The sequence below is a fragment of the Actinoplanes ianthinogenes genome (genome assembly GCF_018324205.1).
GTDB lineage: Bacteria > Actinomycetota > Actinomycetes > Mycobacteriales > Micromonosporaceae > Actinoplanes > Actinoplanes ianthinogenes.
In genome coordinates, this window is the sequence record NZ_AP023356.1 from 587,473 (window position 1) to 610,732 (window position 23,260).

Consider the following 23,260-nt stretch of genomic DNA (forward strand, 5'->3'; position numbering starts at 1 on the left):
TTCGTTTGCCACTGTTATCCACCCGTTAGCGCCGCTCGGCTTGACGTCTGCCGCCCGGCACGGGTTGACTCTGCCTGTTCGTGAGCGAACACGTCACAATATGTTCGAGCCCAGAGGAGGCCGGATGCGCGCGGCCCTCACCGCCAGCCGCTCGATCACCGTCTCGACCGGCGACGGACCGCTCTTCGTCTACTCCTACGGCGCCCCGCGACCAGGCCTGACCGGCGGCTCGTTGCCCACCCCGATCACCTGGCTGCCGCCGCTCACCGAGCCCGGGAGCGCCACTCACCTGGCGCTCACCGAGCTGTCCGCCACCCCGGACGCGGCCACCATCGCGCACCACCTGCGCTGGCCGGCCGTCGACGAGTGGCGCTCGCTGACCACCGTCCCGGCCGGCGACGCCTGGCTGCTGCTGTTCGAGAACACGGTCACCGACGTCACCGGCCGCCCACTCCCCCTGACCGGCCCGTCGCTGCTGCTGCCGGGGATCACCGCCCCACCCGCGGCCCGCGCCGAGTGGCGGGCCGCCCACCTGCCCGCCGCCACGGTGGTCGTCGTCGACGACAGCGCCAACCTGGCGCATCCCCCGCACTGGTCGGCCGGGCTGAGCCCGGCGCCGTCCGGCGCCCTGCTGGGCGCGCATCGCACGGCCGCTTTCCGGTACGCGCTGGTCATCGCCCCACCCGGCCGCCCCGTCGCACCCCTGGCCGCCCTGGGCCGCGCCGCCCTGGCCGGCCCGGCGCCGGCCCGCGCCGTGGTCTGCCCGGGTGAGCGCACACCCCGCCGGCGCCCGCACTCACCCGGCGCCACCCGGCCCGCGGCCGCCCATCACCGGGCGCCTACCGCGCGACAGCGTTGCGCGCCTCGATGGCCCTGACCGTGTTGTGCAGCGCCTTGCCCAGCGCGGCCTTCGCGACCGTGCCGAGCAGCAGCCCGGTCACCTTCCCCCGGAAGTTCTTGCCGTCACGCACCACCACCGCGTCCAGCCGGGTCGTGCCGTCCGGCTGCGGCGTCAGCGTGTAGGTGTGCCCCGACGCGCCACCCCACAGGTTCGAGTCGGTGGTGGTCATCACGATGCGGCGCGGGTCGGACCAGTCGTAACGCAGCCGCTCCCAGACGCCGCCCGCGCCCTCGGTGACGTCGGCCCAGCCCGGGCCGGACCCGTGCACCCGCAGGTTGGCGTCCGCGCTGTTCGCGAAGAGCTCCTGCCGCCCGGGCCCGAAGTCGGTGATCCCGGCGAGCAGTTGCTCGGGGGTCGCGGTGCTGGTCTCGGTGAAGTGGATGGTGGACATGTCCGGCTCCTCGGGTCGGGCTCTCTCACTGGCACCCACGAGACTGCCCGCCGTCCACCCCGCTTCGAGCCCGTGCCGGTCCCTGGTCACCCCCGGGCCACACCCTGGCCGATCCCCGGCAGGTCCCGCACGAAGGCGTCGATCGCCACGGTCACCGTCCGCAGCGCCGCCACCGACCGCACCGGATCGCCCGCGAACTCCAGGCTGTGATCGGCGCCCAGCACCTCGCACACCGGCTGCCCGAACCCGCGCGCCGCAGCCGCGTCCCAGGCCGGGTCCGCATCGCTGCCGACGAGCAGAAACGGCGCCGTCGCGGCGCGCAAATCATCGACCAGCGGCGAATCGTTCAGCACCGGGGTCAGCCAGACCGCGGGCAACTCCCGCTCCGCGGCCAGGGCGGCCGCGAAAGCGCCCATCGACTTGCCGGCCAGCGCGACCCGGGACGCCGTCACGCTGTCCAGGATCGGAGTCAGCTGGGTACGGACGAAGGACCGCTGCTCGGTGAACCACTCCGCGAAGTACCGGCCGGCCCGGCGCGGTGGCGGCTCGGACCAGCTCACCGGCCGGATCTGCCAGCCGCGACTCGCGAACACCGCGCCGGCGAAGTGCAGAAGCGGCCGCTCCGCGGAGTACGCGAGGCCGGGAATCAGTATCGCGACCGGATCCACGCCGCGATCATAGGCGGAATGCCCGCCCAGCTCGGGACGGGCATTCCGGACACGGGCTCAGGGCCGGGTGTCGCCGTCACCGGTGCGGCGCTGGGCCTCGTCCACGGCCTTGGCGATGTGCTGGCTGTATTTTCCGCCGGTGCGATCGTCGATCTGCTCGCCGGCCTTCTCCAGCGCCTGGTCGACCTGCTTGTCGTGCTTGTCGATGAAGTCTTTCGCCTTGTCCAAGAAACTCATGATCGAAATCCCCTCGACGCTCTGACCGGCAGGTATGCCCCATCGGGGCAGACCCAAACCGCCACGCCGCGTGGCGGCGCCCGGACGCGCCGCACATGGCGTACGCAATAAGAAGGGTGACAGAAAGACGTGCCCCGCCGCCCTCTAGAGTTTGCGGCGGTTCGGCAACGCGGTGTGGAAACGAGGCGACATGCGCTGGTTCCGAGGGCTCGGCAAGAAACGGATCGAACAGGATCCGATCCGGCAACAGGAGTTGCTGGCCGAGCTCCGGCAACGGTTCGGCCCCCACGCCCCCGGCAAGCTCGCCGCGCAGGCCGGCCAGGCCGCCTCCCTGCTCACCGGCATCGATGGTGTGGCCGTCGCCGCGACCGTGTTGCGAGAATTCGCTGACGGCGCCTATGCGAACGTGGCGCACCAGAGCGCCGCCCTCGGGATGCCCGCCGACCGGCGCAACTACCGGCCGCTCTGGGAGTCGGCCGGCAAGCGCCTCAGGTCACCGCTGTTCACCACGCCGCACGGCCTGCACCCATATGTGCAGGTCGCCGCCGCGGTCCAGGCCATCGGCGCCCAGCCGGCCGACACGATCCTGGTCACCGCGCCGGTCCCGCTGCTCACGCACATGTTCGAGATCCTCGACCTCACCCTCGCCGGCTGGGAGTACGGCCGCATCCTCGTCGACGTCGACGGCGCCACCCTCGCGGTCAACCTGATCACCGCCGCGACCGCCGTCCGCAACGAGATGTCCGACCCGCCGCCGCTCCCCGCCCCGGCCCGCACCCAGATGCGCAGCAACAAGAGCGTCAACGTCCTCGACCCGGCGGTCAGCCGCATCGTCGGCCAGTGGAACCCGGGCAAGCAGATGCGCGAGTGCCTCCTGGCCTAATTCCCCATTGTGTACGCTCTCGTGCCACCACACCCGCAGCAGCCCCGTCCCGTGGCTCGACGCCCGGCGGTCCCGGCGCCGGACCGCGAGGCCGCGCCGGGCTGAGCCGGTCGCGTCACCCCCGCCGGACCCCGCCGACCCGCAGCGCCGGACCCAGGTCGTTGACCCGCGCGTCCCGGCCGTACCGCGTGTCCAGCGGCGCCAGACCGTACTGCCGCTCGATGGTCCGCAGGATCGACGTGGTGTCGTACGACGTGTGGTCCACCCCGGACTCCCGCAGCGACCCGGAGATCAGCAGCGCCGGGATGCGGGTGCCCGGCCCGTACTCGTCGGACGGCCCGGCGGTGGCGTGCCGCCCCTGGCCGGGCGGGACCACGTGGTCCCACTGGCCGCCGAACTCGTCGTAGGTCACCAGGATCAGGGTGCTGGCGGCCTGCGGACCGTGCTGCACCGCGGTGATCAGGTCGACCAGGTGCCGCTCGCCGTTGTCGGTGCTGGCGTACCCGGGATGCTCGTTCTCCGCGCCGTACGGCTTGACGAAGCTGACCGCGGGCAGCGTGCCCTGCCGGGCCGCGGCGAAGAACGCGGTCTCGTCGCGCAGGTGGTCGCGGGGGTGCTCGCCGGTGCGCGGGTCGACGTAACCGGGCGCGTACCGGGCGAAGTAGTTCAGCGGCTGGTGGTGGTACTGGAACAGCGGCCCGGGATGCCCGGCCGCCGCGTCGTCCCAGCCACCGGCGTACCACGCCCACGGCACGTTCCTGGCGGACAGCTCGTCGCCGATCGTCCGCCGGTAGTCCGGCGCGGCCGGGTCGACGTTGTTGATCAACGGCAGCGTGTTCGCCCCGCCGGCGCTCGGCGGGTTCGCCGGCTGCACGGTGTTGACCGCGTAGTCGCCGCAGGCGAAGCCGGGCCGTCCCGGGCATGCCTGGGTGACCGGCCCGTCGTTGAGCGCCGGGTCACTGCCGTGCAGCGGGTACGCCCCGGTGAGATTGGGGTTCGGGAAGCCCTCCGCGTCGAGCACCGAGTGCGCGCTCGCCGGCGCGCCCGGCCACGGCGGCGCCTGCGCGGCCACCAGGTACTGATGGTTGAGGAACGAGCCACCGAACGCCGCCTGGAAGAACCGGTCCGCGATCACGTAGTGCGGCGCGCCGGCGGCGTGCAGGTACTCGTAGATCGGCAGCTGGCGGGTGTCGTAGTAGCCCTGGGTCAGGCCCGCCGCGTCGCTCCCCGTGCTGTACCGGTCCATCCGGCCGCCGTCCAGCTGGTACTGCTCCTGGTAGAACCGGTGCACCAGGTCCCGGGTGCAGCCGCCGGGCGTGCCACCCGGGCAGGTGAGGCTCTCCGGGGTGATGTAGTCGTTGATCGCGAACGGCCGGTTCGGGAAGTGGCTGGTGTAACTGAAGCCGTTGCTCGCGGTGTCGGCGCCGCAGGCCGCGTCGAGCGGCGGCGTGGTCAGGCTGGGATCGTTCTGGTCGAGGCAGCGATACCGGGTGTGGTCCTGCCGCACCTGCGCGCTGCGGCCGGCGTACCCGGGCCCGCCGCGCCCGTCGACCCACTGCCGGCCGACCCGTCCCCACCCGGCGTACAGGTTGTCGAAGCTGTGATTCTCCTGGTAGATCACCACGAACTGGGTGAACGGCCCGAGCGGACCGGGATGCCGGGGATGAGCCTGCGCCGGCGCGACCGCCGTCGCCAGAACCAGCAGGATCCCACCGAGCAACACATCGACACGCCTCATTACCGCAACCTAACCCCGCGCCCCGGTGCGCCGGACCTGTCGCTCGTGGCACCCAGCATCGATTGAGGCGACCCGGGCAGGCCGGAAACCTCAACCGGGACCGCCGGGTGCCGATCTTCGCGGCAGTCCACGGAAGGAGACGACATGGCGCAGGACGCACCACGGGGCGTGCCGGCGCGCGCCGACGGCTGGCGACCCCAGGACGCGGTGCTCAACGGCCTGATCCACAAGTGCATCGAGCAGGCGTACCGGCGGAACTCGGAGAGCGGCAGCATGACCGCGTTCTTCGGGGGCGGGCTGGTGCTGCTGATCCTCGGAGTGATCATCGGGGTGGGCAGCGGCAATCCCGGCATGGCCGTCATCGTGGTGGTGGCGCTGGCCGTCGCCGGGCTGTTCTACACCGGGATGAACGCTCCGGAGCCCAAGGTGGACCCGATCCGCGTTCTCGACGTGCTGGGCGGGCCGGGCAACCTGCCGGCCGGCTACCTGGTGCACCCGCCGGCGTGGCGGGCCGGCATGCCGGAGTACCTGGCCAAGGTCAGTGACCGGCAGCTGGCGATCGCGGCCCGGCTGTGCCGGGAGCACCCCGGCTCGGTGGCCGACCTGATCCGGCTGGTGATGACCGCCGAGGCGCACGCGCACGAGCACTCGTTCGGGCACGGGGTGACCGAGTCGGACATCTTCCGGGTCGCGCACCGCGCCACCACGGAGTGGGCCCGGGTCGCCCCGGCGCCGATGCTGGTCGAGCAGTCCTGACCGGGATCGGTCAGTCCTAGGGCGCGGGCTCCGCCCGACGTGAAGCGAACGGCCGCCGGCGTCAGCCGGCGGCCGTTTCGTCATGTCAGGTGCCGATTTGCGGACAGAAGCCGGCCGCGACGGCCGTTACCGTCGAGCCATGACGATTCTGGTAACCGGTGCAACCGGGGCAGTCGGGCGGCACGTGGTCACCGCGCTCGTGGCGGCCGGCGAGCGGGTGCGGGCGACCAGCCGCAAACCGCAGGACACCGGCCTTCCCATGGGGGTCGAGGTGGTCGGCCCGGACGGTGACCTGTTCGACGACGTGGACCGGATGTTCGTCTTCCCGCTGCCGCACGGGGTCGACGACCTGGTCACGGCGGCCGTCGCCGCGGGCGTACAGAAATTCGTCGTGCTCTCGTCGCTGGCCGCGGCCGGCGAGTTCGCCCGCGACCTCGGGTCGGCGAGTTACACCCACCACCGCGCGATCGAGGAGTCGGTGACCACGCGCACCGGCGAGTGGACCATCGTGCGGCCCGGCACGTTCGCGAACATTCTGCTGTCCTGGGCCTGGCCGATCCGGTCCGGCGCGCCGATCCGGGCGCCCTACGTCAACTCCGCGCAGGCGCCGATCCACGAGGCCGACGTCGGCGAGGTCGCGGCCGCGATCCTGACCTCGGACGGTCACCGCGGCGCGACCTACCCGCTGACCGGCCCGCAGTCGCTGACCCGGGCCGAGCAGGTGGCCGCGATCGCCGCCGGGATCGGCCGCGAGATCAGGCTGATCGAGATCACCCCGGACGAGTTCCGCTCCGACATGCGGCAGCTCCACGTGCCCGACGACATCGTCGACATGCTGCTGGACTACTGGTCGGACACGGTCGCCGAGCCGGACCGGGTCCGCCCCGGCGTCGCCGACCTCACCGGGCACGCGGCCCGCACGCTGACCGACTGGGCCCGCGACCACCGCGCCGACCTCACCTGACTCGCACTCACCTGCCGATCGGGCCTCACTTGCCGATCGGGATCGTGGCCTGGAGGAAGATCGGCTCGTCCACCGCCCACGCGCAGTCGCTTGCCGGGACACCGGCCGGCTGGTACATGACCCGCAGCTGGTAGGCGTCCCCCTCGGCGCGCAGCAGGAACCACCAGGGGCAGCCGCCGGTCTCCTTGGTGGCCGAGTACAGATAGTTGCTGTACTCGAACGGCTTCCACCCGGACCGCTGGGCGAGCTGGGCGTAATACCGCGCGACCTCGGCACCGGAGCCGGTGTCGGTCGGCGGCTTGGTGAGCCGCCGGCTGACCGACCCGAAGGAGCTCGGCGACCCGCAGGTGAGCCCCTCGACCGCCTCGTCCATCCGGGTCAGCCGTGGGTTCTGGGTGAGGATCTGCTCGGCGCGGATGGCCCGGATCGCGGCGGGGTCGGCACGGCAGCCGTCCGCTTTCGCCGCGTCCTTGTCCGACGGCAGGTAGACCGCGCCGGCGACGGCCCCGACCAGCACGAGGCTGACCAGGACCGGACCGGCATAGACCCGGATCCACTTCGGAGCGCTCACTCGGCTGTTTCCCCCGGCGACGGCGATCATCGACAGCCGAGATGATAGGCGTCGATTCCACTCAGGAGTACCGGCTGACCGGGTCGAGCAGGTGAGCCGGGAAGACGCTTGCCGATTACCGGCGAGCTTGAGCCGCGGCCGGGCCTGATCGCCGGCGGCGCCGGCGACGTACCTCTCCGGCCGGTCGGGCATCTCGACGCGGCGCGGCAGGCATGTCAGGATGTCGATGCAAACGTTTCCACAAATTTTCACCGAGAGCGGGAAGGCGCCCATGCCCGACCTTGCCGAAGTCGCCCTGCTGCTGCGCCGGGGAGACGACGTCGCCGTTGCCACCCGCGATCTGACCGAGGGACTCGTGCTGCGGCACGACGGCGGCGACCTGACGGTCCGGACCGCGGTGCCGCGCGGGCACAAGATCGCCCTGCGGGATCTGGCCGAGGGGGCGCAGATCCACAAGTACGGGCAGGTCATCGGGCGGGCGACGACAGCGGTCCGGGCCGGCGAGCAGGTGCACGCGCACAACCTCGGGATGGATGCCGTCGAGCACGACTACGAGTTCGGGACCGCCGCGGCCGGCATCGCGCCGGCCGCCGAGACGCGGACCTTCGAGGGCTTCCCGCGAGCGAACGGCACGGTCGGCACCCGCAACTACGTCGGCATCGTGACCTCGGTGAACTGCTCCGCCTCAACCGCCCGGATGATCGCCGACCAGTTCCGCGGCCCGATCATGGACGCCTGGCCGAACGTGGACGGTGTCGTCGCGCTCGCCCACGACTCCGGCTGCGGCATGGTCCCGGCCAGCGAGGGCGGGCAGATCCTGCGCCGGACGCTGCGTGGCTACGCCGGCCACCCGAACATCGGCGGACTGATCGTTCTCGGACTGGGCTGCGAGATGCTCGGCGTGCAGACGCTGCTCGACGACCTGAACGCGCCGGCCGACACGCTGATCGAGCGGATGACCATCCAGGAGACCGGCGGCATCCGGGCCACCGTCCGAGCCGGGTCCGACGTGGTCCGCGCCATGCTGGACCGGCTCGACGAGCGCCGCCGCCAGACCGTTCCCGCCGCGAAACTGGTGCTCGGGCTCAACTGCGGCGGCTCCGACGGATACTCCGGGATCACCGCCAACCCGGCCCTCGGCCACGCCTCCGACCTGCTCGTCGCCCAGGGCGCGACGACCGTGCTGGCCGAGACGCCCGAGGTGTTCGGCGCGGAGCACCTGCTCACCCGGCGCGCGGTCAGCCGCGAGGTCGGGCAGCGGCTGCTCGACCGGATCGCCTGGTGGCACAAGTACGTGGAGGCCGGCGGCGGCACGCTGGACAACAACCCGTCGCCCGGTAACAAGGCCGGCGGCCTCACCACGATCCTGGAGAAATCCCTGGGCGCGGTCGCCAAGGGCGGTTCCGCGCCGCTGACGGCGGTTTACGAGTACGCCGAGCAGGTCACCGAGCCCGGCTTCACCTTCATGGACACTCCCGGCTACGACCCGGTCTCGGTCACCGGGCTGGTCGCCGGCGGCGCCACCGTCGTCTGCTTCACCACCGGCCGCGGCTCGGTCCTCGGCGGCAAGCCCGCCCCGGTCATCAAGATCGCCACGAACTCGGAGATCTTCGAGCGGATGCGCGACGACATGGACCTGGACACCGGCGGCATCGTCACCGGCGCCACCACGATCGAGGCGGCCGGCGCGGCCATCTTCGAGACCATCCTGGCGGTCGCCTCCGGCACAGTCACCGCCAGCGAGGACCTGGACCTGGGCCGCGACGAGTTCGTCCCCTGGCAACTGGGCGCGGTGACCTGATCGCTCGATCGGGAGCGGCCGCGGGCGCGGCGTGAACCGTAGAATTTCGGCGTGTCGCTTGCGGACGCCGAATGGCTGAATGTCGCCGACAAGTTCGGCTCGATCGTCGGCGCCCTGACCGGCGTCACCTCGCTGGTGATCACCCTTCTGGCGGCGCGGCAGCACCGGGAGTCGCCCGCGACCGCGCCGCGGCGTGCCCGATTCCGGTCACTGCCGGCGGCGGTGCTGCTCCCCGCGTCGCTGGCGGTTGCCGTGTCCTGGGCGGGTCCGGCCGTGGCCCGGCGCCTCGAGGTGCCTTCGTTCTACCCGCCGGTTCTCGGCGCCGCGCTCGGCCTGATCGCGCTGCTCCTGCTGCTCACCGGGCTGGTCCGCTGGTTCCGCGCGCCGGCCGCCTCGGACGAGCTGCGCACGCTGCTCACCGCGCAGTTGGCCGCCGCGCGTGACCAGATGTACGACCTGATCGGCACCGCGGCCGACCCGCTCCACGCCTACGTGCGCCAACTGGTCCGCGGTGCCCTGGAGGCGGGTGAGCCGCCGATCCGCGCCGAAGCCATGATCGACCGGCATCGGCACGTCGTCCTGACCGCCGGCCCGGGCGGCGGCAAGTCCACCCTGGCCGCACGGCTGGTCGCGGCCACGACGGCCTGGTGGCTCACCGCGCCACGCTGGCGGATCCGGGTCCGGCCGCCGTTCGACGGTGTGGTGGCCCTGCGGATCCCGGCGACCGCGCTGGTCACCGCCACGCTGGAGGAGGCGCTGGGCGTGACCGGGCTGCTCAGCCGGGCGCCCTTCCCCGGATCCGCCTGGCTGCTCTGCGTCGACGGCGTCGACGAGATCGTCGACTCGTCCGACCGGGCCCGGGTGCTGCGGCGGCTGACCCACGAGGTGACGTCCCGCCCGCGCTGGGTGCGCTTCCTCATCACCTCACGCTCGTTGCCACCGGGCGAGCTGCCGCTCCTGTTCGACGCGGGCGCCCGGCACTTCCAGCTGGAGGAGTTCGACACCGAGGGGCTGGCCCTGTTCGCCACGGCCTGGTTCACCCACCAGGCGCCGGCCGGGGCGTCGCCCGCCGAGATCGCGGCGGAGGCGTCCCGGTTCCTGGGCCGGATCGAGGCGGCCGGGATCGGCGGGCTGGCGCGGAACCCGTTGATGGCCACCATGGCCGCGACGATCTATCAGAACGATCGCGGGGCGGACCTGCCCACCGACCGGACCGACCTGTACCGCGGTTTCGTCCGGGTGCTGCGCCGGGCCCGGGCCACCCCGCTCGACCGGGTCTCGTCCGGTGTCCCGCCGGTCACGGCCACACCGGAGCTGACCGCGTTCGCCACCCGGGTCGAGGGGCACATCGACGAGTTGCTGGTCGAGTGCGCCACCGCCACGCTCTCCGCCGAGAACCTCAACCCGCTCGCGCGAGCCGCCGCGCGGACGGAGGCGTTCTGCCCCCGCGCCCTGGTGTCCGGCACGACGCGGCTCGACCGGCTGACCACGCTGCGCCAGCGGCTGATCGCCACCTCGCTGATCGTCCCGCAGGGGCAGGAGATCGCCTTCATCCACCGCAGCGTCGCGGAGTACCTGGCCGCCGACCCGGCCGTCGGGGCCTTCGACGAGGCCCGGTGGCGGCTCGACTTCGCCGACCCGACCCGCCGCAGCTTCGCGCTGTTCTGCCTGGCACGCCGGGCCCCCGACGTCTCCGGGGTGGTGACCCGGCTGCTGACCGGGGTCGCCGCCGACCCGGTCGGGGCGGGACGCATCCTCGCCGACGGCATGGCCGTACGCCCCGAGGTGGAGAAGGCGGTCGCCACGGCCTTGATCGCCCGGACCAGGGACGACCACGAGACCAGCGCCGACTGCCTGACCGTCCTGCTGGGCATCGCGACGGCGCGGCCCTGGCTGCGCCGCCGCCTGGAGGAGTTGCTCGACGACCGGGCGGAGCCGCTCGCGCTGCGCTGCAAGCTGGCCGCCGCGCTCTTCGACCGGGAGCCGCTGCTGCATCGCCGGGTGATCCGGGAGCTCAGCGTCGAGGCGCTGCATTCGATGGACGCCCGCGCCTACCTGATCGGCCGGGTGGAGAAGCTCGACCCGGAGTTCGCCGCCTTCCTGCTGCGCAGGCTTCCCCGCCCGCGGGCGCTGCCGGTCAGCGCCCCGGCGCCGGCCAACGTCCGCGAGGTGATGGCGGCCTGCGCCCTGCACGGGACCACCCTGCACGCCCGTTTCGAGGCCGCCCTGGTCTCGCTCGGCGAGCCTGGCGTCCGCGAAGCCCTCGAAGAGATGCTGCACACCAGCGCGCTGACCCCGACGGAGCGCGCGCAGGCCGCCGCCGCGCTGGACACCGGCGACGCCCAGCTGACGATGGCGGTGCACCGGCAGAACCTGCACGACGAACGGGCCTCGACGAGCGAGCGGCGCATCGCCGCCCAGGCGCTGTCCGTTTACGGCGACGAGGACGCCATCCAGGTGCTGCACCGGATCGCCCTGGACCGGACCGCCCGGCCGATCGACCGGTTCGACGCGATCGAGGCGCTCGAACGGTTGCAGGATTCCCTCGCGTTCCTGGCGCTGGAACAGATGTCCACCGACCGGGGACTCGGGCAGGCCGACCGGAAGCAGGCGCAACGCCGCCTCGACGAGCACCGCGCCCGGGCGCGGCCCCCCTCGGTCCGGGCGGTGGCCCGCGAGCCCGGCGGCAACCCGGCGGAGACCGTCTCGCAGCAGCTCGACAAGGCGTGGCAGTTGGCGAAGGTCAATCCGGCCGAGGCCGTCGAGACGATCCGGACCATCGCCGCCGACCGGGAGCAGCCGACCACCTGCCGGACGGCCGCGGCCGACATGCTGGTCCGCCTCGGCGACACCTCGGCTGGTCCGACGCTCCGCGAGCTCGTCCTGGCCGATTACCTCGGCGACGAGGTCCGCGTCGAGGCCGCCGCCGCGCTGCTGTTTCTTGACGAGCGGCTGGGCCGGCAGACGCTGGTCTCGGCGAACGGACCGCGGCCCCGCGGCCCGCGACGCCGGGAGGGCCGCCGGCGCGAGATGTTCGACGGGCTCTGACCGCCTAGGATCGCCGGATGATCACGGCGGTTCCCGATATCGTGCGGCGGCGGTTGACGAGCCTGGACACCCGGCTCGACCCGTATTCGTGGCTGGTCACCGGGGTGATCGTGACGATCGCCGCGATCCTGCGACTGAGCGGCATCACGTACCCCCAGAAGTTGATCTTTGACGAGATCTACTACCCGACCGACGCGTGGGACATGCTCCAGCACGGCGTCGAGTGGGACGAGAAGACCAACGGCCCGGGGTACGTCGTGCATCCGCCGCTGGGCAAATGGCTGATCGCGCTGGGCGAGAAGGCGGTCGGCAACTCCTCGCTGGGCTGGCGCCTGCCGGCCGCGATCGCCGGCACCCTGATGATCCTCATCCTGATCCGGGTCGCCTACCGCCTGTTCCACTCGATCGTGCTGGCCGGCCTGGCCGGGCTGCTGATGACCCTCGACGGGTTCCAGCTGGTGCTGTCCCGGACGTCGCTGCTGGACATCTTCCTCGGGCTGTTCGTGCTGGCCACGTTCGCGGCGATGGTCCTCGACCGCGATCACTACCGGCGGGGCCTGCTGCGCGCGCTGGAGACCGGGACCAACCGGGTGATCGTGCCGTGGTGGCTGTTCGTCGCGGGCGTCCTCTTCGGCCTGGCCTGTGCGGTCAAGTGGAGCGCCCTGTTCTTCCTGCCGGTGTTCGCCGTGCTGATCATCGTCTGGCGGGTGAAGGCTCGCCGCTCCGCCGGGGTCCGCGTCACGATCCTCGGCGACCTCGGCTGGGGCCTGACCAGTTTCGCCCTGGCCGCCGTCTTCTACCTGGCCACCTGGACCGGCTGGTTGGTCACCGGCACCGGCTTCTACCGCCATTGGCGGGCCGACAACGGGATGAGCGAACCGCCGGTCCTGGGCGCGCTGCTCAACCTCTGGCACTACCACTCCGAGGCGTACCGCTTCCACAGCGGACTGACCAAGCCGCACCGCTACCAGTCCTGGCCGTGGCAGTGGCTGCTGCTGGGCCGGCCGGTCCCGTTCGACTTCGCCACCCCGGGCGGCTGCGGCGCCCCGAAGTGCGCCCAGGAGATCCTGCTGCTCGGCACCCCGATCCTCTGGTGGTCGTTCCTGCCGGCCCTGGGCGCCCTGGTCTGGCTCGGCATCGCGCACCGCGACTGGCGCGCCTACGCGATCTTCGCGAGTGCGATGGCCGGCCTGCTCCCGTGGTTCTACTACGCGGTTCGCGACGGCCGGACGATGTTCTCGTTCTACGTCCTGCCGGCGCTGCCGTTCCTGATCCTCGCCGTCGTCTACGTCCTCGGCGCCGTGATCGCCCGCTTCCGGTCCACCGGCATCGCCGTCGCCGCGGTCTACGTCGTCGCGGTGGCGCTCTGTTTCGCCTACTTCTACCCGATCTTCGTCGACGCCGTGATCCCCTACGACAGCTGGTGGGCCCGCATGTGGCTGGGCACCCGCTGGGTCTGATCCGGCGATCAAGACCGGTTTTCGGTACGACCCCGGCACGCGCGTTCCCGTGCGCGCCGGGGCCCTCCCGCGCTCGCGGCACGGGAGCCGGGCGGCAGTCAGCCGCCGATCGGGGACGCCTGCGCGGTGGCGACGATCTGCGCCGCGTCCGGCGGCAGCAGGTAGCCGGCGGCCACCGCGGCGTCGGCCGCCGCTCGCACTGCCGCGACATAGCGCGCGTGCGTGGGATACAGCGCGGTCAGGTCCGGCTCGGGGCTGACCGGCGCGACCGGGTCGGACGGGTCGCCGGCGTCATGGCGGTCCCACCCGTCAGCGTCGGCGTTCCACGGGTCGTGCGCTCCGTACAGTCCGCAGAACGGTCCGCCGCCGATCGCCCGCAGGCCGCTCAGCGTCCGGGTCGGCACTGTCACGTCGGGCAGCCGCAGGCCACCACGGGCCAGCCCGGTCGTCGCGTCCCGGATCACCACGCCGCCGAGGACGGTGACCGGCGAGGCCGCCGGGGGCGCCTGGCCACCCTGCGCCCAGGTGGTCAGGTGCGCCAGCGCGGCGGCGACGCCGTAGTGCCCCGGCCCGTCGTTGGGCGGGGCCGAGCCGGCCGGGCAGTCGGGCGCCGGCGTCTGGCTGCCCAGCGACCGGCGCAGCGTCGGATCGCCCAGGTCGAGCGCCCACTGGTCGCCGTGGGCGGTGCCGGCCAGTTCCCAGGTGTGCACGGTCGCGGTGTCCGGCTGGCGGGCCGGCGCGTGGCCGACCACGTCGGTTTCGGTGAGCACGACGAACGTGGGCTGCTGGAGGTCGGTACGGATCCGGACGGCCGGCGGCATGCCCAGCCCCCGCGCGTCGATCGGGGCGGCCAGGGCGCTGTTGCTGTGGATGAGGAAACCGTCGTACACCTGGGCGACCGGGTGCACCGCGTTGACGTACGTCGTCATGCGCAGCGCCGACTGCGACTCCCCGTCGGCAAGGACCGTGCGTATGTCGAGGCCGGCCAGTGGGTTCGGCCCGTCGGGCGTACGAAGGGCCTGCCCCGCCTGGGAGAAGATGTCGTACGAGAACTGGTCGCCGGGGTGGCTCAGTGTCGCGTACCGAGCCGGGTCCCACTGACGCAGCCCGGGCAGGTCGCCGATCCCGCCGTCCACGCCGACCTTCTGCGCGGACACGCCGACCCAGGCGTACCCGGCGCGCAGCAGCTCGTCGTGGGCGAACCAGTAGTCCGGCGAGAGGTCCACCTGGCCGCTGACGTTGAGCCACTCCACCACCACGGTGCCGTTGAACCGGGCCGGATCGGCGGGTCGGCGCACCAGCATCCTGGTCCTGTACGCGGCCCGCCCGGCCACCGCGACCGGCCAGCGCCCGCTCGGGCCGAGGACACCGAGCCCGACGTACGAGGACGCGACGCCGGAGAGGAAGTACTCGGACTCGGTGTACCCGGCCGCGGCCAGGTTCTCCGCTTCGGCCAGGAACGGGAAGCCGTGCGTGCCGGCCGGCGGGACGGTGATCGCCGGGCTGGGGACCAGGGCGGGCGCGGCCGCCGCTACGGCGGCGCCGGGCACCGGGCCGGTGCTCAGCGCGACGGCCGCGACGGCCATCGCGGCGATCAGCTGAAGCCGGCGGCGGGGCCGGTGCGGGACGGACGACGGGGTGGTCATCGCTACCTCCTCGGTCGGGGACGTCCGCCGGGCCCGGGCCGGGTCGACCGTCCGCGAGGACAGCCGGGTGGCGGATTCCGCCAGTCTCGCCACGCCCCTCCCGCGCCGCATCGGCGAAATCACCGCTGTCGATGGAATCCCTGAAGAGGTGTGGTGGTACCGATGCGGGATTAGGGTGACGACGATGGGCGACGACAGAATCGGCCTGCGCGGCGACCGGGGCGCGGTCCTGGGCGCGATGATGCTCGCCACCGGGCTGATCGCGATCGATGCGACGATCATCGCGACCGCTGTGCCGTCGGTGGTGCGCGACATCGGCGGCTTCCACCAGTTCCCCTGGCTCTTCTCGATCTACCTGCTCGCCCAGGCGGTGTCGGTGCCGGTCTACGGCAAGCTCAACGACATGTTCGGGCGCAAGCCGATCATCCTGTCCGGCATCGCGCTGTTCCTGCTCGGCTCGATCTTCTGCGGCGCCGCGGCGAACATCTGGCTGCTCATCGCCTTCCGCGCGGTGCAGGGCCTGGGCGCCGGGGCGATCCAGCCGACCACCATCACGATCATCGGTGACCTGTACTCGGTGGCCGAACGCGCCAAGGTGCAGGGCTACGTCGCCAGCGTCTGGGGCGTCTCGTCGGTCGTCGGACCCACCCTGGGCGGCGTGTTCAGCGAGTACGTCAGCTGGCGCTGGATCTTCTTCGTCAACGTCCCGCTCTGCCTGCTGGCGGCCTGGATGATCCTGCGCAAGTTCCACGAGGATCGGGACCGTGCCCGGCCGGTCGTCGACTACCGGGGCGCGGCGCTGCTGACCGTCGGGCTGACGCTGCTCATCCTCGGTGTCCTCGAGGGCGGCCAGGCCTGGGGCTGGACCTCGCCGGCCGGCGTCGCGATCCTCGGGCTCGGCGCGCTGCTGCTGATCGCATTCGGGTTCGTGGAGCGCACCGCGGCCGAGCCGGTTCTCCCCCTCTGGATCTTCCGCCGCCGCCTCCTGGTGATCAGCGGGCAGCTGTCCCTCGGTATCGGCGCCGTCCTGATGGCGCTCAGCTCCTACGTGCCGACCTACGCGCAGGAGGTGCTCGGCGCCGGGCCGCTGGTGGCCGGTCTGGCGCTGGCCGCGTTCACCCTGGGCTGGCCGGTCGCGGCGAGCCAGTCCGGCCGGGTTTACCTGCGGTTCGGCTTCCGGGTGTGCGCGCTGACCGGCGCCACGCTGGTGCTCGCCGGGTCGGCTCTGCTGCTCCTGCTCGGCCGGCACTCCAGCCTGGTCGAGGTGGCCGGCATCTGCATGATCATCGGGTTGGGCATGGGTCTCACCGCGTCGCCGACGCTGATCGCCGCGCAGTCCAGCGTCGGCTGGGCGGAGCGGGGCGTGGTCACCGCGAACAACATCTTCCTGCGGTCGGTGGGCAGCGCCCTGGGCGTGGCCGTGTTCGGCGCGGTCGCCAACGCGGTGCTGGGTTCCGGGGCGGTCACCGCGGCGGGCCTCACCACGGCCGTCCACCGGATCTTCATCGGTGTGGTCGTCGTGGCAGCGCTGATGGTGGTGCTGGCCGCGCTGCTGCCCGCCGACACCCCTCAGCAGCCGGCCGCGTCAGCCGAGGACGCCCGCGCGGCCCCGCCGAGCACCCGGCCGCGGGGGCGGTGAGTCCGAGGTGCGGCCGGCCGCTACCCGGACCGGCCTCCGGCCGGGAGCCGCTCGGCGGCCCCGGGCCGGGACTGCCGCGCGCGGGCGGGGCTCGGCGGGACGGAGGCGTACGAAAAATGGGGTCAAGAGAGTTTTGAGTTGGTGATCCGCGGGTTGCCGGAGCCGAGGTAGAAGATGCCCGGGAGGCCGTCGGTCTCGAAGCCGGCGCTCGGGTTCCGGCGCAGCCGGGAGTTGCGGATGATCAGGGTGCCGGTGCGGTCGTTGCTGACGAAAAAGATCGCGCCGCCGCCCTCGACCGCCTTGTTGTTCTCGATCACGGTGCCGTCGAGGGTCAGGGTGAACCTGTCGCCGTCGAGGTAGATCGCGCCGCCGCTGCCGCCGCCCGGGGTGCCGGAGCGGGCCGGGTTCGCCCCCTTGCCGACCGCGTTGTTGCCGGAGAAGTAGCTGTTCAGCACGGTCCAGGAGACCCCGATGCTGGACAGCGCCGACCCGTTGGAACAGCTCCCGCCGGTGAACGTGCTGCCGACGACGTAGACCGGGGAGTCACTGCCCTGTTCGAGCACCCGGATCGCCGCGCCGCCCAGGTCCGGGCCGGTCCGGTCGCAGCGGTTGCCGGTGAACCGCGAGTTGATCACCTTGAGGTGGCCACCGCGGACGAAGATGGCGCCGCCGCCGCCCTGGGTGCCGTCGCTCGTGTCGCCGGTGCTGTTGCCGCGCGTGAAGGCCATGTTCTGCACGGTGAGGCGGGGCGTCTCCTGGTCGTAGCAGTGCGAGGTGGTCCAGCCCTGCTTCTCGTCGCACGCGTTCATGTAGAGGATGCGGCGCTTGCCGTCGCCGCTGAGGGTGACCTTGTTGCCGCCGTCAAGGACGATCTTCGTCTTCGCGTTGAAGACCTTCGCGGTGGCGGTCATCGTGATGGTGACCGGGGCCGGCCCGCAGTCGAACGTGATGATGCCGCCGGCCGCGACCGCCTTGACCACGGCGGCCGAGGTGCAGCTCGCCGGGGTGCCCTTGCCGACCGTGCGGTCCGGCTTGCTGGTGTCGACGGGTTTCGCGGCGGACGGAATGCTCGCCTTCCCCGCCGGATTGCCGGGTTGGGGCAGGGTGGTCTCCTTGACCGGCTTCGGCGACGCGGAGGGCGGCGGGGAGGCTGACGGGGAGACCGGTGTGCTGGGGGCGACCGACACCGGCACGCCGGTGGAGGGGTCGGCGATCCCCGGGGCCTGGGTGGCGGCCGCGAGATCGGCGGGTGGGTCGTCCTTTCCACAGGCGCCCAGGGCCGTCACGGTGAGCAGGCTCAGCGCCCCGGCAATCAATCCACGTCGCATTCGCACGGCGCGATGCTAGCCGTTCTTGCTGATCAAGGGCGCACCACGCCCGACGAGGCGCGCACCACCAGGCTGGCCGGCAGCACGACGGGCGCACCGGTGCGGCCGAGTAACAGGTCGAGCGCGACCGATCCTGATCGGTCCTTCGGAACGGCGACGCTGGTCAGCGGCGGATGGCTCATCACTGCCAGGCTCACGTCGTCGAAACCGACCACGCTGACCCGGTCCGGCACCGCCACGCCGCGGGCCGCGAGCCGGTGCAGCAGCCCGAGCGCGACGAGGTCGTTGTAGGCCAGGACCGCGGTGGCCGGGCCGGCCAGCACCAGGTCCCCGGCGACCAGACCGCCCTCGAAGGTCGGCGCGACCGCGTCGAGGATCAGCACCTCCGGGACCTCGGTCAGCACGGTGAGCCGCTGCCGCGCGGCCCACGAATCCTCCGGCCCCCCGACGTACGCGATCCGGGTGTGTCCCAGAGCGATCAGATGCCGGACCGCCTGCCTGATCCCGCCGGCGATGTCCGCGACCACCGACGGCAGTCCGGGCACCCGCCGGTGCAGCAGCACCGTCCGCTCCGGATCGGCCGCGGTCAGCAGATCGGCGTCGGCCGATCGGGGCGAGCAGAGCAGCACCCCGTCGGTGTTGCGCCCGAGCGTGGCGAGCGCCTCCAGCTCGGCGACCGGATCCTCGTCGGTGTCCGTGATGAACACCCCGTGGTCGACCGCGCGGGCCCGGGCCGTCACCCCTTTCGCCACGTCCGCGAAGAACGGGTTGCGCAGGTCAGGAACGATCAACCCCAGGTTTCCGGTACGCCCGGTGATCAGTCCCCGGGCAGCACGGTTGGGCTGGTACCCGAGCCGCGCGGCGATCGCGCGCACCGCCTCCCGGGTGCTCGGACTGACCGTGCCGCCGGTCAGCGCCCGGGACACCGTCGCCACCGACACGCCGGCCTCGCGCGCGACGTCCTGTACCGTGGTCCGCCCCACGTGATCACCTCTCCGGCCCCGACCAGCGTGAGCATAACGAGAAGTTGATCCCCTAGTATTTGCCGCATGGCAAACAAAGCGCTGGATGTCTTGATCGTCGACGACGATGACGCCGACACCCTGATGATCGAGGAGGCGCTGCTCACCGCCGAGCCGCAGCCGGCCGTTCACCGGGTGGCCGACGGCAGCGAGGCGATGGACTACCTGCGCCGCCAGGGGCAGTACGAGGACGCCGCCCGGCCCGATCTGATCCTGCTGGACCTGAACATGCCCCGGATGAACGGGCACGAGGTGCTGGCCCAGGTGAAGAGCGACGACGCGCTGAAGAGCATCCCGATCGTGGTGCTGACCACCTCGACCGCGCTGCCCGACATCACCGCGAGCTACACCCGGCACGCCAACGCCTTCGTGACGAAACCGATGGATCTGGAGGGCTTCGAGGAGGCCGTCCAGAAGATCAAACGGTTCTACAGCGAGGTCGCCATCCTGCCGTAGGGCGTGAAACAGGTCACTCACCGTAAAGGTAAGGCGAGCCTTACAAGCCCACCACCTGCGGAAACATCTGCCGCGCACCGACCCTGCGCGAAACGGGCCGTGAGACGAAACTTGATCTGAACCTAGGTTGAAGTTTTACAGTTCCCCTTCACCCGCTGGCCGATCTTGGTTGGGCGGCTGTTGCACGCGACGAGTGAGTGAGGGAACGCGACCATGGACCGCCCCCTGAGGGTTGCCGTCATCGGAGCCGGCCCGGCCGGCATCTACGCCGCCGACCACCTCATCAAAGCCAACCCGGACGTCACCGTCGACATCCTCGACAAGCTGCCCACGCCGTACGGCCTGATCCGCTACGGCGTGGCCCCGGACCACCCGCGGATCAAGGAGATCATCACCGCGCTGTTCCGGGTGCTGGACAACCCGCGGATCCGGTTCATCGGCAACGTGGCGTACGGCGTCGACGTCAAGCCGGAGGAGCTCAGCCGCTTCTACGACGCGACGATCATCGCGACCGGCGCCGAGAAGGACCGCGCGCTCGACATCCCGGGCATCGAGCTGCAGGGCAGCTTCGGCGCCGCCGACTTCGCCTCCTGGTACAACGGGCACCCGGACGTCCCGCGCGACTGGCCGCTGGAGGCCAAGGAGGTCGCGGTCATCGGCGCCGGCAACGTCGCCATCGACGTGGCCCGGATCCTCGCCAAGACCGCCGACGAGCTGCTGGTCACCGAGATCCCGGACAACGTGTACCAGGCGCTGAAGCAGAGCCCGGTCACCGACGTGCACCTGTTCTCCCGGCGCGGCCCGGCGCAGGTCAAGTTCACCCCGCAGGAGCTGCGCGAGCTCGACCACTCGCCGAACGTCGAGGTGATCATCCACCCGGAGGGCATCGAGTTCGACGAGGGCAGCCTCGAGGCGATGCGCCAGACCCGGCACGTCAAGATGTGCGTGGACATCCTGCAGAACTGGGCCGTGCGCGACCCGCGGGACCGGCCGCGCCGCCTGCACCTGTACTTCCTGCAGGCGCCGGTCGAGGTGCTCGGCGAGGACGGCAAGGTCGTCGGCCTGCGCACCGAGACCCAGGAGCTGACCGGGGACGGCTGGGTCCGCGGCACCGGCGAGTTCACCGACTGGCCGGTCCAGGCGGTCTACCGGGCCGTCGGCTACCTGAGCAGCGCGCTGCCGGACCTGCCGTTCGACACCAAGACCGGCACCATCCCGCACGCCGCCGGCCGGGTCCTCGACCTGGACGGCGAGCACATCCCCGGGATGTACGTGGCCGGCTGGATCAAGCGCGGCCCGGTCGGCCTGATCGGCCACACCAAGGGCTGCTCCGGCGAGACCGTCACCAGCCTGCTGGAGGACCTGGACAAGCTGGACCAGGCGCCGCGGCACGACCCGGCCGAGGTGATCACCTACCTGGAGCAGCGGGGTCTGCCCTACACGACCTGGACCGGCTGGCAGAAGCTGGACGCGCACGAGATCGCGCTCGGCGAGCAGCAGGGCCGCAAGCGGGTCAAGGTCGTCCCCCGCGACGAGATGACCGAGATCGCCAACGGCTGATCTGATGGGGGCCTCTCACCGGAGGCCCCCCTTTTTCCTACTCGATCTCGATGATCTGGCCGCAGACCTTGGCGCGGAAGTCGGCCAGAGTTTCGAAGAGCACCACGCTGATGTCGACCGCGCCGAACCCGTCGAACCGCGTCGGATAGCCCGCGAGGAACCCGGTGCCGTCGCCGCAGTACTGCCACATCGCCACCGAGTCGAGGTCCCACCCGGCCCGCTCGTAGATGTTCTTCGGCAGCAGCGCGGTGTACCGCGGCACCCAGAGCCAGTCGCAGCCCATCCGGTCGGTGATGCCCTTGTCGCGCATCGCCCCGTTGCCGTACAGCATGGTCTGCTGGTTCGCCTGCGACCGGATCCGCTCGGCGAACGCGGTGGTGCACTCGACGATCTGCTCGGCGGTCGCGGTCTGGTTGCTGTTGCTCTCGCCGCCGAGCTCGACGTCGACGATCGGAATGATGTCGCCGACGTCGAACCCGCCGGCCTTCTCGATGGTCCGGAGATAGAAGTCCGCCTGCGCCGCCCCGTCCTGGTTGAACTTCAAGAAGTGGTAGGCGCCGCGCAGCCAGGTGTCGCCGTAGCGGTCCGGGACCAGGTCGTGCACCGCCCGCCAGTTCTCGTCGAACCAGGACGTGCTGAACGTGGTGCCCTCGGTCGCCTTCAGGATCGCGCCCACCACGTTCGGCGCGTCGACCAGCGCTTCCCAGTTGGGTTTGCCGCCGAGGTCACCGGAGTAGACGTCGACGAGCAGATTGCGTTCCGACATGCCCGTCAGGCTAGGCCTCGAACCCGCGGGCGGTGCGGGTCAGAAGGGTGAAGCCGCACGCGGTGAGGAAACCGGCGTAGTCGACCTCCTTCTCGTCGGCATAGTCCAGCAGCCGGGTCACTCCCCCGAGCTCCAGCCAGCCGGCCGCCTGACCGAGCAGCCACCGGCCCACACCGCGGCGGCGGTGCTCCGGCTCGACCCACAGGTTGCCGACGTCCGCCCAGCTGCCCACCCGGGACACCCGGGGCCCGTTGTCGAGGTTGGTGTCCACTTCGACATATCCCACCTCGGCGCCGTCCAGGACCGCGGTGAACCGGGTGCCGTTGATGCCCATCGTCCGGCGAGCGGTCAGTCCCCCCACCGGATCCGCCGGCCGGGCCAGGTCGCCGACCCGGATGACAAACACGATTTCGGTACGCCCGGAGTGCCGGAACCCGATCCGCCGGTAGAGCGCCTCGATGTGCGGCCACTGCTCCGGCACGCCGTAGACCCCCGGAGCCGGCAGCGCGCCGTCGGCCAGCCTGCGGGTGACGCCCCACCGCTGGAACCGTGCGTGGCAGGCCACCGCGAGCGCGTCACCGGCCACGGTCGCGTCCGGCCAGATCGGCTCGTCCAGCGAGCACACCAGCCAGCGGATCTCCCCGGCGTCCCGCAGGTACTCGTCGATGTCGTCGCCGTCCGCGTAGCGCAGCAGGTGGGCGGCGGCCACCACCCGGCCGCGCTGCTCGGCGACCAGGGTGATCCGGTCTCGCACCCAGCGGTCGACGAGGTAGTCACCCGGCTCGCCCTCCAACTGGCTGAGCAGGGCCTGCACGGAGACGGAGACGCCGGGCACGACGGCGGCGATGTGCGCGTTGACCAGGCCGGTGACCTGCTCCCGGTCGGCGCGGGTGAACGGGCGGATGACGATCTCGGGCATGGGCGGACCTTCCACGCGGGCGCTGAACGCGCTTGCCACTGGACGACCCGCTACCGAGCGGTACCGCCTCACCGTACAACCTGGACCGCTCCCGGCGTCAGTCCGCTTCCTCGTGGCCCGGCTCGTCCGCCGGTCCCAGGAGTCGCTCCAGCGCCAGCCGCACCGTCTCGTCGCTGACCGCGTCACCGGTGATGGTCACCGCGGTCGAGCCGTCCGGCTGCTCGGCGCGCGTGACCGTTATCGATCGGCGACGGTCACGGGCCAGCCAGGCTTTGAAGACGGCGGTCACTCCGGCGATCCCCGCCGGGCCACTGAGCGACAGCGCCAGGTCGGTCTGCCAGCCCTTGGTGTCCGGTGCCGGGACGCGCTTGTCGCGTACCGAAATCCGCGCGGCGCGAAGGTCGGCCCGCAACTCGCCCTCGGCCAGGAGCAGAGCGGAGTGGTCTCGGGGAAGGGCCGCCAGGCCCGGGACGCATCGCAGTTCGACTGGTGACATCGGACTCCTT

At 71.9% G+C, this 23,260-nt stretch carries 21 protein-coding genes; 10 read left to right on the top strand and 11 right to left on the bottom strand.

Going from position 1 to position 23,260, the window contains the following annotated elements:
- Positions 1-124 precede the first annotated feature (124 nt).
- Positions 125-877 (top strand): DUF6807 domain-containing protein, encoded by a 753-nt coding sequence (locus Aiant_RS02800; protein ID WP_189330793.1) that lies wholly within the window; start codon positions 125-127, stop codon positions 875-877.
- Here the strand turns inward: Aiant_RS02800 and Aiant_RS02805 are convergent.
- The 3 genes from Aiant_RS02805 to Aiant_RS02815 form a co-directional block, all read right to left on the bottom strand.
- Positions 840-1,292 carry an SRPBCC family protein gene (locus Aiant_RS02805; RefSeq protein WP_189330794.1) on the bottom strand — a complete coding sequence of 151 codons (453 nt, stop codon included), beginning with the start codon at positions 1,290-1,292 and terminating at the stop codon, positions 840-842. The two genes, Aiant_RS02800 and Aiant_RS02805, sit on opposite strands and share 38 nt — an antisense overlap.
- 86 nt (positions 1,293-1,378) lie before the next feature.
- The gene (locus tag Aiant_RS02810; RefSeq protein WP_189330795.1) at positions 1,379-1,960 is read right to left on the bottom strand and encodes an alpha/beta hydrolase; all 582 of its coding nucleotides are present in this window, start codon (positions 1,958-1,960) and stop codon (positions 1,379-1,381) included.
- A gap of 57 nt (positions 1,961-2,017) precedes the next feature.
- On the bottom strand, positions 2,018-2,197 hold the full coding sequence (locus Aiant_RS02815; protein WP_189330796.1) for an antitoxin: 180 nt from the start codon (positions 2,195-2,197) through the stop codon (positions 2,018-2,020).
- 190 nt (positions 2,198-2,387) lie between these two features.
- On the opposite strand from Aiant_RS02815, the gene Aiant_RS02820 reads away from it, so the two are divergent.
- A complete protein-coding gene (locus tag Aiant_RS02820; RefSeq protein WP_189330797.1) occupies positions 2,388-3,080 on the top strand; it encodes a hypothetical protein in 693 nt (230 codons plus the stop codon).
- Positions 3,081-3,195: 115 nt separating this feature from the next.
- Here Aiant_RS02820 and acpA read toward each other — a convergent pair whose 3' ends face one another.
- On the bottom strand, positions 3,196-4,818 hold the full coding sequence (gene acpA / locus Aiant_RS02825) for an acid phosphatase (protein WP_189330798.1): 1,623 nt from the start codon (positions 4,816-4,818) through the stop codon (positions 3,196-3,198).
- Positions 4,819-4,962: 144 nt separating this feature from the next.
- Here acpA and Aiant_RS02830 point away from each other — a divergent pair, with 144 nt between their 5' ends.
- Both Aiant_RS02830 and Aiant_RS02835 read left to right on the top strand, forming a co-directional pair.
- Entirely contained in the window at positions 4,963-5,574 is a 612-nt protein-coding gene (locus tag Aiant_RS02830) for a hypothetical protein (protein ID WP_189330799.1), read from the top strand.
- Positions 5,575-5,713: 139 nt separating this feature from the next.
- Positions 5,714-6,538, top strand: a complete 825-nt coding sequence (locus Aiant_RS02835) for an NAD(P)H-binding protein (RefSeq protein ID WP_189330800.1) — start codon at positions 5,714-5,716, stop codon at positions 6,536-6,538.
- Between the two features lie 25 nt (positions 6,539-6,563).
- On the opposite strand, the gene Aiant_RS02840 is transcribed toward Aiant_RS02835, so the two are convergent.
- Positions 6,564-7,109: a hypothetical protein gene (locus Aiant_RS02840; protein ID WP_189330801.1), complete on the bottom strand. Its 546-nt coding sequence runs from the start codon at positions 7,107-7,109 to the stop codon at positions 6,564-6,566.
- A 271-nt stretch (positions 7,110-7,380) separates the two neighbouring features.
- On the opposite strand from Aiant_RS02840, the gene Aiant_RS02845 reads away from it, so the two are divergent.
- The 3 genes from Aiant_RS02845 to Aiant_RS02855 are packed head-to-tail and all read left to right on the top strand — an operon-like array spanning position 7,381 to position 13,418.
- Positions 7,381-8,910: a UxaA family hydrolase gene (locus Aiant_RS02845; protein WP_189330802.1), complete on the top strand. Its 1,530-nt coding sequence runs from the start codon at positions 7,381-7,383 to the stop codon at positions 8,908-8,910.
- A gap of 51 nt (positions 8,911-8,961) precedes the next feature.
- A complete protein-coding gene (locus Aiant_RS02850) occupies positions 8,962-11,958 on the top strand; it encodes an NACHT domain-containing protein (RefSeq protein WP_189330803.1) in 2,997 nt (998 codons plus the stop codon).
- Between the two features lie 17 nt (positions 11,959-11,975).
- Positions 11,976-13,418, top strand: coding sequence for a dolichyl-phosphate-mannose--protein mannosyltransferase (locus Aiant_RS02855; protein ID WP_189330804.1), 1,443 nt, complete (start codon positions 11,976-11,978; stop codon positions 13,416-13,418).
- A gap of 98 nt (positions 13,419-13,516) precedes the next feature.
- Here Aiant_RS02855 and Aiant_RS02860 read toward each other — a convergent pair whose 3' ends face one another.
- Positions 13,517-15,157, bottom strand: coding sequence for an alpha/beta hydrolase domain-containing protein (locus Aiant_RS02860; protein WP_212846926.1), 1,641 nt, complete (start codon positions 15,155-15,157; stop codon positions 13,517-13,519).
- A 91-nt stretch (positions 15,158-15,248) separates the two neighbouring features.
- Here Aiant_RS02860 and Aiant_RS02865 point away from each other — a divergent pair, with 91 nt between their 5' ends.
- Positions 15,249-16,703, top strand: coding sequence for an MFS transporter (locus Aiant_RS02865; RefSeq protein ID WP_189330805.1), 1,455 nt, complete (start codon positions 15,249-15,251; stop codon positions 16,701-16,703).
- A gap of 122 nt (positions 16,704-16,825) precedes the next feature.
- Here the strand turns inward: Aiant_RS02865 and Aiant_RS02870 are convergent, their stop codons facing one another.
- Together Aiant_RS02870 and Aiant_RS02875 are read right to left on the bottom strand one after the other, a co-directional pair.
- A complete protein-coding gene (locus Aiant_RS02870; RefSeq protein ID WP_189331243.1) occupies positions 16,826-18,031 on the bottom strand; it encodes a hypothetical protein in 1,206 nt (401 codons plus the stop codon).
- A gap of 32 nt (positions 18,032-18,063) precedes the next feature.
- Positions 18,064-19,014 carry a LacI family DNA-binding transcriptional regulator gene (locus tag Aiant_RS02875; protein WP_189330806.1) on the bottom strand — a complete coding sequence of 317 codons (951 nt, stop codon included), beginning with the start codon at positions 19,012-19,014 and terminating at the stop codon, positions 18,064-18,066.
- Between the two features lie 66 nt (positions 19,015-19,080).
- Between Aiant_RS02875 and Aiant_RS02880 the strand changes: the two genes are divergently transcribed.
- Both Aiant_RS02880 and Aiant_RS02885 read left to right on the top strand, forming a co-directional pair.
- Positions 19,081-19,509, top strand: coding sequence for a response regulator (locus Aiant_RS02880; protein WP_189330807.1), 429 nt, complete (start codon positions 19,081-19,083; stop codon positions 19,507-19,509).
- 213 nt (positions 19,510-19,722) lie between these two features.
- Entirely contained in the window at positions 19,723-21,069 is a 1,347-nt protein-coding gene (locus tag Aiant_RS02885) for an FAD-dependent oxidoreductase (RefSeq protein WP_189330808.1), read from the top strand.
- 37 nt (positions 21,070-21,106) lie between these two features.
- Here Aiant_RS02885 and Aiant_RS02890 read toward each other — a convergent pair whose 3' ends face one another.
- From Aiant_RS02890 to Aiant_RS02900, 3 genes are all read right to left on the bottom strand, one after another.
- Positions 21,107-21,835: a glycoside hydrolase family 25 protein gene (locus tag Aiant_RS02890; protein WP_189330809.1), complete on the bottom strand. Its 729-nt coding sequence runs from the start codon at positions 21,833-21,835 to the stop codon at positions 21,107-21,109.
- A gap of 10 nt (positions 21,836-21,845) precedes the next feature.
- Entirely contained in the window at positions 21,846-22,754 is a 909-nt protein-coding gene (locus tag Aiant_RS02895; protein WP_189330810.1) for a GNAT family N-acetyltransferase, read from the bottom strand.
- 97 nt (positions 22,755-22,851) lie between these two features.
- Positions 22,852-23,250: an effector-associated constant component EACC1 gene (locus Aiant_RS02900; protein WP_189330811.1), complete on the bottom strand. Its 399-nt coding sequence runs from the start codon at positions 23,248-23,250 to the stop codon at positions 22,852-22,854.
- Positions 23,251-23,260: the final 10 nt, after the last annotated feature.

Excerpts from the sequence above, each read along its gene's own strand:
- Aiant_RS02895 (WP_189330810.1), bottom strand. The coding sequence starts at position 22,754 with ATGCCCGAGATCGTCATCCGCCCGTTCACCCGCGCCGACCGGGAGCAG.
- Aiant_RS02880 (WP_189330807.1), top strand. The coding sequence starts at position 19,081 with ATGGCAAACAAAGCGCTGGATGTCTTGATCGTCGACGACGATGACGCC.
- Aiant_RS02900 (WP_189330811.1), bottom strand. The coding sequence starts at position 23,250 with ATGTCACCAGTCGAACTGCGATGCGTCCCGGGCCTGGCGGCCCTTCCC.
- Aiant_RS02820 (WP_189330797.1), top strand. The coding sequence starts at position 2,388 with ATGCGCTGGTTCCGAGGGCTCGGCAAGAAACGGATCGAACAGGATCCG.
- Aiant_RS02885 (WP_189330808.1), top strand. The coding sequence starts at position 19,723 with ATGGACCGCCCCCTGAGGGTTGCCGTCATCGGAGCCGGCCCGGCCGGC.
- Aiant_RS02835 (WP_189330800.1), top strand. The coding sequence starts at position 5,714 with ATGACGATTCTGGTAACCGGTGCAACCGGGGCAGTCGGGCGGCACGTG.
- Aiant_RS02845 (WP_189330802.1), top strand. The coding sequence starts at position 7,381 with ATGCCCGACCTTGCCGAAGTCGCCCTGCTGCTGCGCCGGGGAGACGAC.
- Aiant_RS02805 (WP_189330794.1), bottom strand. The coding sequence starts at position 1,292 with ATGTCCACCATCCACTTCACCGAGACCAGCACCGCGACCCCCGAGCAA.
- Aiant_RS02890 (WP_189330809.1), bottom strand. The coding sequence starts at position 21,835 with ATGTCGGAACGCAATCTGCTCGTCGACGTCTACTCCGGTGACCTCGGC.
- Aiant_RS02855 (WP_189330804.1), top strand. The coding sequence starts at position 11,976 with ATGATCACGGCGGTTCCCGATATCGTGCGGCGGCGGTTGACGAGCCTG.
- Aiant_RS02800 (WP_189330793.1), top strand. The coding sequence starts at position 125 with ATGCGCGCGGCCCTCACCGCCAGCCGCTCGATCACCGTCTCGACCGGC.
- Aiant_RS02865 (WP_189330805.1), top strand. The coding sequence starts at position 15,249 with ATGGGCGACGACAGAATCGGCCTGCGCGGCGACCGGGGCGCGGTCCTG.
- Aiant_RS02815 (WP_189330796.1), bottom strand. The coding sequence starts at position 2,197 with ATGAGTTTCTTGGACAAGGCGAAAGACTTCATCGACAAGCACGACAAG.
- Aiant_RS02830 (WP_189330799.1), top strand. The coding sequence starts at position 4,963 with ATGGCGCAGGACGCACCACGGGGCGTGCCGGCGCGCGCCGACGGCTGG.
- Aiant_RS02870 (WP_189331243.1), bottom strand. The coding sequence starts at position 18,031 with ATGCGACGTGGATTGATTGCCGGGGCGCTGAGCCTGCTCACCGTGACG.
- acpA (WP_189330798.1), bottom strand. The coding sequence starts at position 4,818 with ATGAGGCGTGTCGATGTGTTGCTCGGTGGGATCCTGCTGGTTCTGGCG.